This window comes from Arthrobacter sp. 08Y14 (assembly GCF_002929455.1).
GTDB lineage: Bacteria > Actinomycetota > Actinomycetes > Actinomycetales > Micrococcaceae > Arthrobacter_B > Arthrobacter_B sunyaminii.
This window is the reverse complement of sequence record NZ_PJIX01000002.1, coordinates 563,495-575,214: the sequence shown is the minus strand read 5'-3', so window position 1 is coordinate 575,214 and position 11,720 is coordinate 563,495. Positions and strand designations below refer to the sequence as shown.

Below are 11,720 nucleotides of genomic sequence, written 5' to 3'. Positions count from 1 at the left end.
CATGGTCAGAGCAACCCTTCCGCCAGGGGACCCAGCGCGAGTACGGGAAAGAAGGTCAGGGCGGTCACGATGACGGTGACGCCGCACAGCATGAACACGGCCTGGGGCCGGTGGGTGGGAAGTGTTCCCGCAGTGACCGGGACGCGGTCCTGTGCTGCCAGCGAACCGGCCAGGGCCAGCACAAAGATCATCGGCAGGAAGCGGCCCAGCAGCATGGCCAAACCCAGCGCGGTGTTCAGCCACGGCGTGTTCGCCGTCAAGCCGGCAAACGCCGATCCGTTGTTGTTGGCCGCCGAGGTGAAGGCGTACAGCACTTCGCTGAAGCCGTGCAGTCCGGGATTGTAGATGGAGGTCCCGGTGATGTCCTCGCGGATGCCGGGGACAGCGAAGCTCAGTGCCGTGCCGGCCAGGACGAGGGTGGGCATGGTCAGCAGGTAGAGGCTGGCCAGCTTGATCTCCCGGGGGCCGATCTTCTTGCCGAGGTATTCGGGCGTACGCCCCACCAGGAGGCCGGCGATGAAGGAGGCCACCAGGGCCAGGATCAGCATGCCGTACAGGCCTGATCCCACCCCGCCCGGGGCCACTTCGCCGAGCATCATGTTCAGCATGGCCATCATGCCGCCCAGCGGACTGAAGCTGTCATGCATCGAGTTCACGGCGCCGGTGGAGGTGGCTGTGCTGGTGGTGCCGAACAGAGTGGATCCGGCTATGCCGAACCGCTGCTCCTTGCCTTCCATGGAGCCGGCCAGGGCCGATGAAGCAGAGTATTCAAGGGCTGTCATGGCTGCGAGGGAAATGGTGAAGATAGTGGCCATGGCGGCCAGGATCGCGTATCCCTGCTTCCGGTCTCCGATCAGAGTTCCGAAGGTGCGCGGCAGGCTGAACGGAATGACCAGCATCAGTACCACCTGCAGCAGGTTGGTCCAGGCGGACGGGTTCTCGAACGGGTGCGAGGAGTTTGCGTTGAAGAATCCGCCGCCGTTGGTGCCCAGGAGCTTGATGGCTTCCTGGGAAGCTACGGGACCGCCCGGAATCGTCGAGGTGCCGCCGGCGAGGCCGGTTACCTGCGTGAAGCCGTTGAAGTTCTGGATGACGCCGCCCAAAAGCAGCAGCAGCGCACTGACGAAAGCGATGGGCAGCAGCAGCCGCACCACAGACCGAGTCATATCCGTCCAGAAGTTGCCGATCGTCGCTTCCTTCCGGGACGCGAAGGCCCGGACCAGGGCAATGGCTACCGCCAGGCCCACAGCTGCCGATAGGAAGTTCTGTACAGCCAGTCCTGCCATCTGGACCGTGTAACCCACCGTCACTTCCGGCGAATAGGACTGCCAGTTGGTGTTCGCCACGAAGGATGCTGCCGTGTTGAACGCAAGACCTTCAGGTACGGAGGGCAGACCCAGTGACCCCGGCAGCAGATGCTGCAGGCGCTGGAGCATGTAAACCACCAGCATGCCCACGGCGGAGAAGGCCAGCACGCTGCGCGTGTACGACTGCCACGACTGCCGGGAATCCGGATCAACGCCAATGACCCGGTAAAAACCGCGTTCCACTGCCAGATTTTTGGTGGAGGCGTAAAACCGGGCCATGTAGTCCCCCAGCGGCCGGTAAAGCGCTGCCAACAGCAGCGCCACCAACAGGAAAGAGGCCACTGCCGGCCAAACGCCCATCAGAACCGCTCCGGACGAATCAGCGCGGCCAACAGATAGGCGGCTGCGGCAACTGCCAGGGCAAGGGCCAGGAAGTCGAAGAACATCACAGCTTTTCCACCGCCCGGATGCCCAGGGCAAGGGCGGCGAAGAAAACCGCCGTACCGAGCACAATAACTACGTCAAGCAAGGGAAACTCCCGGGGTTCGTTCGCATGGTGCCGGACAGGCAGCATGGGCACAATCAGCGCCTTTTCGATTAGAACCTTGGTAAGAGGCGCTTTTTGGAGTCCTTACGGATTCCTCACGCCCCGAGGGTGAACCATAACGAAATACTCCTCCGGGCCCCGGATGACCGTGCGGACGATTGTTAGGATCAGGCATGGAACAGTTGCCCGAGGGTATTCAGGAATCATCCAACTACCGCCCCGGTGAGCCCCTGCGTCCGTGGGAGGACACCCGCATTGCCGGTGCTGACCTCGCCCTGGCCATCAAAGGTGCCCGAGCGGAAGGCGCCGTCGTTCGCCTCATTAATGGAGAAGATCTTTCCAAGGATGAAATCATCGCTTTCGGCCGCCTGAACGCGCTGTGCGTTCTGAGATGGTACGAGCCGCTGGTGAACCTGCTCGGCCCGCGCAGCCCGGAGCTGCTTCCGCAGCATGCCGATTTGGTCCGCAAGCACACCAAGCTTTTCCGGACCAGGCCGGGTTCAGGGGCAAGCACGTCATCGAGCGATCAGACCGCGGCTTTCGCCGCACCGCTGGCAGCGCAGCTGCATCTGTTTATTGATCACCACCGCGGGAACCTTGGCCTCTGTTTAGAGGCCATGAGCGAGGAGGAAGCGCGCACTTCCCTGGTCCCCTCCAAGACGACGCTGCTGGGACTGGTCAAACACGCGACATTCGTAGAGCAGGTCTGGTTTGACGAGGCCATTACCGGCCACTCCCGGGCTGACATCGGTTGTCCCGCCGGCCCGGACGAATCCTTCGACCTGCTTCCGGAAGACACCATCGACTCAGTGCTGTCCGCCTACCTCCGGGTCTGTGCACAGTCGCGAAAAGCAGCAGCCGGACTGGACCTTGACGATATTGTGTACGGGAACCGCCGCGGACCGCTGCCGATGCGGTGGATTTACCTTCACGTTCTCCGTGAACTGGCGCAGCACTGCGGGCACGCGGACATTCTGCGCGAACAAATTATTGTTCGTCGCAGCAGCGTGACCGCCTAACCTGCAGCTAGCTGTTCCGGCGACATGCCCCTGTTATCCACAAGCACCGCGAAAATTTTCCGCGGCAGGTAGGGTTCCAGTGTTAAGCGCAGGACATCACTTCAACCTGGGGGGAACATATATGAAGAAGAAAGCAACAAGCGCCGCCGCAGCGGTCTTTGTCTCCGTAATTGGCTTGACCGGCTGCGGCGGTCCGCAGCTCGTCTATAACGGCCAGGAACTTTCAGAAGTCGAAAAGTCAATGGAGGAAATTGATGCCGCGTGGAAACAATCCGTCGCTAACGGAGTGGAGGCTACAGTCTCCGATGACTCTCGCTGCTATCTCCAGATTAGTGAGGACACAGTAGCCGAGGCAGCGGTGTGCGGGCCGGTTCATTATCTGGGAGACGACGAAACGACTTGGGACGGGACGCAGTGGGAGTCCGTTGCTGACGATAAGGACAAATACTCCCTCAGACCTGGAAGCATCTTTGCCCACGGCCAGCAGTTGCAGGCAAACACTCAGTTGTACAGGCCGGACGATAAGGAGCCGCCCGCTGAGCTGGACCTGGATGAACCCGACGCTCCGGTAGCGGAGAAAGACAAGCCGTTCTGGCTGCCCGTCGGACAGGCACCGGATGAGTCAGGGCCCGCAACGGCGAAACCCGGGGTTCTGAAAAGTCCGGTTGGAACCGTAAGCGTTGTCAGCACGGAAATGTCTGAACGCGTTGGGGATGCCAGCAACCGCAAGCAGGCTCCCGAGGGCACGCGGTTCCTGACAATCAACTTTTCCGAGCTCAGTGGTTTCGAGCCTTCTTCCGACGTATCCGCGATGGCGGTAGTTGTCGGGGACAAGACGTATCCAATTGAAACAGTCGAAGGAAAGTCCGTTGTCGTTCCGGTGGCTGGTGATGCCGAAAAGGCACTCCTCCAGCTGACCTACGACGGACTGGACCAAGACCTGTCGTTGGCAGATCTATCCCGCACGGATGATGCCGTGGCTGCGGGTCTGTACAGCGGTTTGGAGACCGAGCCAAAGGAATCCGATAGCCGCAGCGGTGAAATGGCAATGAACGCGGCTAAGGAAGACAACACGTTCTCCGGGAGCCTTAGTTACAACGTGAAGGCGGAGCGGCTGGCCTACGACCAGGAACGAAAGTGGCCTGCGGCAGGAATGTCCTGGCTCAAAGTGACCCTCAGCACGACTACCAACGGACCCAAGTGGGACGGAGAAAGCTACAAGAGCGGCTTCTACAACCTGACCAAAACAATCGAAGCGCCAACGGTACAGGTCGATGGTAAGAGCATCACAGGGGAAGTGGGCGACCTAAATATAGGCGTCTTCAGCGGAGGGCAGGAGATTTGGTACCAAGTGCCGTCAGCATCTCCCCAAGCCACGTTCTCCGCTGATGTAAAAATGGCCGGGGCACTCAAATCTGATTCAAGCAGTGCCGAGAATTCACCGGCGTCCGTGGAGCACGTCTATCAAATCCGGGATGTGAACCTTGAATTCGCTCCTCAGGCTAAAAACGGATAACTGATTGATGCTGTGGGGTGAAGAATAATCTCCACCCCACAGCATCACCGCAGCCGCGGAACCGCCTAACCCGGCTACGAACCGACCTCGGCATCCGTCCCGGCCAGTACAACCCACCCGCCGGGCGGAAGCGTCAGCTGCCCCGGCTGAGGATCCAGATCTCCGTCGCCGGCCAGCACATCGCCGGCTGCTTCAGGCACCTGAACGGAAACCGCCTGATCCGCAAGGTTAAGTGTCGCGAACAGGGAATTGCCGCCGTCGTACACCTCATAGACGAGCTGCTCGTTGCTGAGCGAATGCACCCGGGTTCGGGCCGCATGCACCCAGGAATGGCGGCGGCGCAGCCCGATGAGTTCTTGGTGCAGCCGGTACAGCGGCTGGCCCACCGCGGAAAGTTCGTCCGGCGTGGCAGGGAAGGAAGGGCGGACGTCGTCGTCTCCCCCGGCCCGGTCCTCCTTGACGCCGCGGTAGCCCTGCTCGTCTCCGTAGTAGACGGAAGGGGTGCCCGGAAGGGTGAAGAGCAGCACCAGGGCCTGAGCCAGCCGGAATGCACTTTGCCCCGGAGCCGGTTCCAGGCGGCTGGCAATGCGGGTGACATCGTGGTTGCCCACGAAGGTGAGCGGCACAAAGGTGTCCAGGAACGTGTTGTGCCGCTCCAGGGCGGCAGCCAGCTCATAGAAGTTGGCGTCCACCAGAGAACTCCAGATCGCCTTCCAGAGTTCGTACTGGGTCACCGCGTCCAGCGTTCCGTCCGTTACTTCAGCCGGATAATCGCCGTGAATGTACTCCCCCACAAAATAGGCGTCCGGGAATTCGGCACGGACATTGCGCAGCACCCGCGCCCAGAACGACGACGGCACCGCGTACGCCGCGTCCAGCCGCCATCCGTCGGCACCGCGGCGCAGCCAGTGCTTCATCACATCGGCAACGAAGTCTGCCACTGCCGGTTCGGCATGGTTCAGGGCCACCAGCTGGTGGTGGCCTTCAAAGTCCGCGTAACCGGGTTCGGTCTCCGGCGTCCACGCATCGGGCCAGGTGAAGGAGAACCAATTTGCCGTTGCCGCGCCGGGTCCCTGCTCCAGGGCCTCTGTGAAAGGTGCGAAGGAACGGCCGGTGTGGTTGAAAACGCCGTCCAGCAGCACCCGGATGCCGCGGGAGCGGGCTTCGCGGATGAGCTCGTCAAAATCGCTGTCATCGCCGAGCCGCGGATCAATCCGGTAGTAGTCGGTGGTGTCGTAGCCGTGGGTCTCCGAGGCGAACACCGGTCCCAAGGCCAGGCCGGAGGCACCCATTTCCACGATGTAGTCCAGCCAGGAGGTGAGGTGGGCCAGCCGGTGGCGGGGCTCCGCATCCGCAGGCAGCGCCGTCTGTTCCGCGCCGGTGAAGCCCAGCGGGTAGACCTGCCACCAGATGGCGTGCTGCACCCAGTCCGGTGTTGTCCTCATGAGAATTCCCCTTCAGCCGCTAATGTCCCTGGAGCTAATGTCCCTGTACCAGTGTGTCATCAGCCAACTGGCCCGGACACCAAAAAGGAGGGGACGGCGTCGTCGTCCGACACCGTCCCCTCCTTCGTTTCCCTTCAGCTACCGCTGAGGGAAAGCTGCTGCTTTAGGCATCCACAACAATGGCCGTGATGGCCGGCGTGCGGTTGTAGAAGCGGCGCATCCAGTTTGCCGTGGCGCGCTCGATGATCGCCTCGGGGTCCTCGCTGCGGCCACCGCGGCCGCGGCCGGCGGCGTCGTTGATGGCCTTCTCGATGGCGGCTTCAGCCTTCTTGATATCACCGGGGCTGCAGGCGAAGCCCTTGATGAAGAGCTCCGGCGGCTCGGCCACCGTGTTGGTGTCCGGATCGATGAGCGCCAGGACCGTGACGGAACCCTGCTCGGAGAGCTGCATGCGCTCCTTGAGGTCATCCTCGGTGGTGTGGCCGACGCTGTCGCCGTCCACGAACACCAGTCCCACGGGGATCTTGCCCGAAACCGTGGCACGGCCGCGGCGCAGGTCAACTGTCACGCCGTCTTCGGCGATAACGACGTCGCGCGGGTCCATGCCGGTGGCGACGGCGATGGCTGCGTTGGCCTTCAGATGGCGCCATTCGCCGTGGACCGGCATGACGTTGCGCGGCTTGACGATGTTGTAGCAGTACGCCAGTTCACCGGCGCTGGCGTGGCCTGAAACGTGGACCTTGGCGTTGCCCTTGTGCACCACATTGGCGCCCAGTTTGGTCAGGGAGTTGATGACGCCGTAGATGGCGTTCTCATTACCCGGAATCAGCGAGCTGGCCAGCAGGACGGTGTCGCCCTCGTGGATGCGGATCGCGTGGTCCTTGTTGGCCATGCGGGACAGTGCAGCCAGCGGCTCGCCCTGCGAACCGGTGCAGATCAGCACCACCTTGTGGTCATCCGAGCGCTGCAGCGCCTTGAAGTCCACCAGGAGGCCCTTGGGGATGTTCAGGTAGCCCAGCTCTTCGGCGATCGTCATGTTGCGGACCATCGAGCGGCCCACAAACGCCACCTTGCGCTTGTAGCGGTCGGCAGCGTCGATGACCTGCTGGATGCGGTGGATGTGGCTGGCGAAGCTGGAGACAATGATCCGGCGCGGCGCGGTGCGGAACACCTGGTCGATGGCGGGAGCAAGTTCCTTTTCCGAGGCCATGAAGCCGGGAACGTCGGCGTTGGTGGAGTCGGTGAGGAACAGGTCCACGCCTTCGGCGCCAAGCCGGGCGAAGCCCGCGAGGTCGGTGATGCGGCGGTCCAGCGGGAACTGGTCCATCTTGAAGTCACCGGTGTGCAGGACCATGCCGGCCGGAGTGCGGATGGCAACGGCCAGGCTGTCCGGGATGGAGTGGTTGACGGCCACGAATTCCAGGTCGAATCCGCCCATGGTGCGGCGGTCGCCTTCCTTGACCTGGATCAGCTTCGGGGTAATGCGGTGTTCTTTGAGCTTGGCTTCCACAAACGCCAGCGTCAGCTTGGAACCAATCAGGGGAATGTCAGCGCGTTCGCGCAGCAGGTACGGGACACCACCAATGTGGTCTTCGTGGCCATGGGTCAGGACAACGCCCACAACGTCATCCAGGCGGTCACGGATGTAGGAGAAATCAGGCAGGATCAGGTTGACGCCGGGATGGATTTCCTCGGGGAAAAGCACGCCGCAGTCAACAATCAGCAGCTTGCCGTCAAATTCGAAGACGGTCATGTTTCTGCCGATTTCACCGATACCACCCAGCGCAACAATGCGCATGGTTCCATTGGCGAGTTCCCGGGGGGCTTTCAGTGCGGCAGGTGTTCTATTCACGGATGGAGTTTCTTTCGTCGGGTACGGGTTTTGCTGGGGCGCTGCAGCACTGTGCTGCTGCGCCAAAAGGTCTTGGGTCCGTTTCAGAGCCGACTCCGCCGGGCCCGCGCAACCGTGCGCATTCTGGGCCTCAGGCCGCCGCCGGTGTGTAGCTGAGCGGACGGGGGCCATACGGGCGAAGTGGTCCAAAACCTATGGACATCTCTTATCATCTCATTATCTTGCGGCTTTACCGCATTGGCTAAATCACGGCGGCGGCTCGAGGCCCGTCGCAGGGTCCGTCGCAGGGTCCGGAAAGGAACAGCGGTGGACGGCACGCATCCCCTGCTCCAGGGCGCGAAGGTCCTCCAGCGGCAGGCGGTCAAGGATATCCGCGCTTAGCTCAGGCCGGGCGGACATGAGGCGCCGCACGAGTGCCAGCCCCAGCGGCGTGGCCCGGACCCGGCGCACACGCCCGTCCGCTTCATCCTGGGAACGGACAGCAGCCCCCTGGGCCACGAGGCGGTCAACCAGTCCGGACATGGAGGCCAGGGACACCCCAAAGGTGTCGGCCAGACCCCGGCCGGTGGCGCCGTTCTCGGTGGTGGCCAGCACTGCCAGCACCTTGAGTTGCTGGATGGTCAGTTCCGTGGAGAGGAGCGAGTCAAGCAGCACGGGAAGCGTGGTTGCCTGGAAGGCGGACCCGAGATTCTCAAGGCTGCGGACCAGCCGCCGGCGTTCCTGCCGGGCATCACTTCCGTCGGTCATGTCCTCACCGTAGTTCGCCGCTGGACGAATCAGGAAACATCCAGCCCAAATGGTTAGGGTAGTCCTAACCATTTTGACGTGGTTGTTATAAAACGGCGTTCCGGCGACGGGCTGGGGGCCCTGCCGGGAATGCTCTCATGCAACGTTAGGACTCCAGATGAGCACGCATGACCCTGTCCAAGATGTCTCAAAAGAACTGCTGCGCGAAGGCTTGGACGTCGACGCGCTGCGGGCACGCTACAAAGCCGAACGTGACCGGAGGATCAGGCCCGACGGCGCCGCCCAGTACCAGCCGGCCACCGGCACCTTCGGTTACTACGCCACCGATCCGTACACCGGGCGCCGCGAGCGGGCGCCGTTGAACGATGCCGTTGAAGTGCTGGTGATCGGCGGTGGATTCGGCGGACTGCTCACGGGTGTGCGCCTGCGGCAGGCCGGAATCGAAAGTCTCCGCATGCTGGATGAAGCGGGCGATTTCGGCGGAACCTGGTACTGGAACCGCTACCCCGGAATACGCTGTGACATTGAATCGTATGTGTACATGCCGCTGCTGGAGGAAGTCGGCACGATGCCCAGTGAGCGGTACGCGCCCGGCGAGGAAATCCGCAGGCACGCGGTGGCAATTGCGGAAAAGTTCAACCTGTACCGCGACGCCCTCTTTCATACCCGGGTCACCAGTCTGGCGTGGGACGCCGATGCCCTGGCATGGACAGTTGAAACAGACCGCGGAGACCGGATGCGTGCCCGGCACGTGATCACCTCTTCCGGGACCCTCACCCAGCCCAAGCTTCCGGGCATCCCCGGGGTCGATTCCTTCAAGGGACACACCTTCCACACCAGCCGGTGGGACTACGGATACACCGGCGGAGATCAGTTCGGCGACCTGCACAAACTGGCGGACAAGAAGGTTGCCGTGGTTGGCACCGGAGCAACCGGCATCCAGGTGGTGCCCATGGTGGCCCGCGACGCCGGGGAGCTGCTGGTCTTCCAGCGCACACCGTCCTCCGTGGATGTCAGGGACAACCGCCCCACGGATCCTGCTTGGGCAGAATCACTGACCCCGGGCTGGCAGCAGGAGCGCATGGAGAACTTCCTTGCCGTGGTCTCCGGAGAGTCGGTGGAACAGGACCTGGTCCGCGACGGGTGGACCTCTGTGCCGCAGCTGCACCGCAAAATGATCAGCGGCGCTGTGGACCGGACGGTCTCCGCTGCGGAACGGGAGCGGCAGGATGAAGTGCTGGACTTCGCCAAGATGAATCAGATTCGCGCCCGGGTGGATGAGGTGGTGAACGACCCCGCCACAGCGCAGATGCTGAAGCCGTGGTACCGCTACATGTGCAAGCGGCCAACCTTCAGCGATACCTATTTGCAGTCCTTCAACCTTCCGAACGTCACACTGGTGGACACAGCGGACACCGGCGGGATCACCCGCATGACCGAGACGTCCATTGTGGTGGGGGATAAAGAGTACGAGGTGGACTGCGTCATCTTCGCCACGGGCTTCGACGTCGGCGTCTCCGGGGTGACCTCGGGGGCTCTGCCGGTAACCGGCCGCGACGGACAGACACTGCTGGAAGCGTGGAGCCGGGGACCCCGAACCCTGCACGGCTTCTACACCCACGGCTTCCCGAACCTGTTCCATCTGGGGTCGGCGCAGAACGCAAACTCGGTGAACTTTGTCCACATTCTGGCGGAGCAGGCAAACCACATTGCAGCCGTCATCGCCAAGGGGCGCGAGACCGGAGCCGCCTTCATCGAGCCGACGGCGGAAGCGGAAGATGCGTGGTGCCGGACCATCCGGGAAACGTCGCTGGATAACCGGAAGTTCCAAGCCGAATGCACCCCGGGCTACTACAACCGCGAGGGGAATCCCCCGCCCGTCAGCTTCTCCTACGGGCCGGGTCCGGTGGCCTTCCACCGCCTGCTGCGCCGGTGGCGGACCGAAGAAATCTCCCGGGTGCTGGCCGTCGGGGAGACTCAGAAGGTGTAAGCCCGCCTCAGAAGGTGTAAGCCCGCAGCTCTGCCGGCGGGGCAAAACAAGACCTCCGGCCGGCGGCCGTACAGCCGCTGACCGGAGGTCTTCCCCGAGTGGGTTGTTCTGCCCGGTTGCGTGAAGCTAGCGTCCGACCTTCCCGAAGAGGGAGGCGATGGGTGCAAGAACCAGGGGGCGGGCTGCGAACCAGCCCCCGGCTATCACCAGCAGCGACGCAAAGAACATCCAGAACCCGAACCAGTTGACCGCATCCTGGGCACCGTACATGTGGTTCAGATTCCGCAGTGCACCGGTGGACAGCACCAGTGCGACGTGCACAATGATGAACCCCACGAAGTACAGCATCACGGGGAAGTGAATCGCCCGTGCCACCTCAACCGGGTAGACCTTGCTCAGCCCCTTGGCCTTTGCCGGCCACAGGTTGGACATGCGGTACCCGCTCAGCGCCGCCAGCGGAGCCGCGATGAAGATGGTGACGAAGTAGGCCAGAACCTGCAGGCTGTTGTAGTTGACCCAGCCGTTCTCCGTGGGCCAATCCAGCGAGAGATACTGCAGGCCCGCCGAGAGCGCGTTCGGGAACACGTCCCAGCTGGTTGGAACAACCCGCATCCACTGGCCGGTGACCGCGAGCAGCACTATGAAGATGCCTCCGTTGACCAGCCACAAAAGGTCCAGTGACTGGTGCAGCCAGAGGGTGATGCTGATCTTCTTCGGGTTTTTCCCCCGCCGCGGGGTCCACGACGCCGGCGGCTTGCGCTGGGTGCGGACCTGCCATCCTGACCGGATGATCAGGACCATGAGGAAAACGTTGAAGAAGTGCTGCCATCCCAGCCAGGCCGGCAACCCCACGGGTGCCCCGGCCGGCAGGTGGCTCTCCCCCGGATAACGGTCAAGGAAGCCCTGTACCGACTCGAGGGTTACCAGCCATCGTGCCAGCAGCACGGCCGCACCAAACAAGACGAGAAGCCCCACCGCCGCCATGCCCGCTTTGCCAAGCCGGCTGCGCACGGGGGCAGAACTTGACGACGGCTTGGCGGGCGCAGGTGCCGTGGCCGACGCAGCGGCCTGTGCGGGTGCCGCAGCCTTTGCCGGGGCGTCGCCAGCTGCTAATCCGGTGCGGGTACCGCGTGCCGGTGCGGTTGCCTCAGATGAAGCTGCTGAAGGTGGGGTTGTGCCCGCTGCGGGTGCGGCAGGCGACGTACCGGCGGCCGGACGCGGCATGCCCTGGCGCCGGCCGGGCTTAGCCGGTGTTGCGGCCGGAGCCGCAGCAGTCCTTGCCGGGCTGGCTGCAGAC

10 protein-coding genes are annotated in these 11,720 nt (G+C 63.0%); 3 read left to right on the top strand and 7 right to left on the bottom strand.

The genetic code is table 11. The features are described 5' to 3' along the window. Positions 1-5 precede the first annotated feature (5 nt). From kdpA to CXR03_RS18615, 3 genes are read right to left on the bottom strand one after another with little or no spacing between them, the layout of a single operon-like run. Positions 6-1,667, bottom strand: coding sequence for a potassium-transporting ATPase subunit KdpA (gene kdpA, locus CXR03_RS09245; protein ID WP_104103524.1), 1,662 nt, complete (start codon positions 1,665-1,667; stop codon positions 6-8). Beyond that, on the bottom strand, positions 1,667-1,753 hold the full coding sequence (locus CXR03_RS09240) for a potassium-transporting ATPase subunit F (protein WP_258073621.1): 87 nt from the start codon (positions 1,751-1,753) through the stop codon (positions 1,667-1,669). The genes kdpA and CXR03_RS09240 overlap by 1 nt, the downstream gene beginning before the upstream one ends. After that, positions 1,753-1,887 carry a hypothetical protein gene (locus CXR03_RS18615; RefSeq protein WP_258073575.1) on the bottom strand — a complete coding sequence of 45 codons (135 nt, stop codon included), beginning with the start codon at positions 1,885-1,887 and terminating at the stop codon, positions 1,753-1,755. The genes CXR03_RS09240 and CXR03_RS18615 overlap by 1 nt, the downstream gene beginning before the upstream one ends. 518 nt (positions 1,888-2,405) lie before the next feature. Here CXR03_RS18615 and CXR03_RS18610 point away from each other — a divergent pair. After that, complete coding sequence (locus CXR03_RS18610; protein WP_258073620.1) at positions 2,406-2,873, top strand: DinB family protein; 468 nt, start codon at positions 2,406-2,408, stop codon at positions 2,871-2,873. 121 nt (positions 2,874-2,994) lie between these two features. Next, the gene (locus tag CXR03_RS09230; protein ID WP_104103520.1) at positions 2,995-4,389 is read left to right on the top strand and encodes a hypothetical protein; all 1,395 of its coding nucleotides are present in this window, start codon (positions 2,995-2,997) and stop codon (positions 4,387-4,389) included. A 74-nt stretch (positions 4,390-4,463) separates the two neighbouring features. Here the strand turns inward: CXR03_RS09230 and CXR03_RS09225 are convergent, their stop codons facing one another. The 3 genes from CXR03_RS09225 to CXR03_RS09215 form a co-directional block, all read right to left on the bottom strand. Further along, a complete protein-coding gene (locus CXR03_RS09225; protein WP_104103518.1) occupies positions 4,464-5,834 on the bottom strand; it encodes an alpha-amylase family glycosyl hydrolase in 1,371 nt (456 codons plus the stop codon). A gap of 163 nt (positions 5,835-5,997) precedes the next feature. Then, the gene (locus tag CXR03_RS09220; protein WP_104103517.1) at positions 5,998-7,632 is read right to left on the bottom strand and encodes a ribonuclease J; all 1,635 of its coding nucleotides are present in this window, start codon (positions 7,630-7,632) and stop codon (positions 5,998-6,000) included. A gap of 300 nt (positions 7,633-7,932) precedes the next feature. Next, positions 7,933-8,433, bottom strand: a complete 501-nt coding sequence (locus CXR03_RS09215; protein WP_104103515.1) for a MarR family winged helix-turn-helix transcriptional regulator — start codon at positions 8,431-8,433, stop codon at positions 7,933-7,935. A 157-nt stretch (positions 8,434-8,590) separates the two neighbouring features. On the opposite strand from CXR03_RS09215, the gene CXR03_RS09210 reads away from it, so the two are divergent. Continuing rightward, positions 8,591-10,423 carry an NAD(P)/FAD-dependent oxidoreductase gene (locus CXR03_RS09210; protein ID WP_104103513.1) on the top strand — a complete coding sequence of 611 codons (1,833 nt, stop codon included), beginning with the start codon at positions 8,591-8,593 and terminating at the stop codon, positions 10,421-10,423. Between the two features lie 126 nt (positions 10,424-10,549). Here the strand turns inward: CXR03_RS09210 and CXR03_RS09205 are convergent, their stop codons facing one another. Then, positions 10,550-11,434, bottom strand: coding sequence for a cytochrome b/b6 domain-containing protein (locus CXR03_RS09205; RefSeq protein WP_258073574.1), 885 nt, complete (start codon positions 11,432-11,434; stop codon positions 10,550-10,552). Positions 11,435-11,720 lie beyond the last annotated feature (286 nt).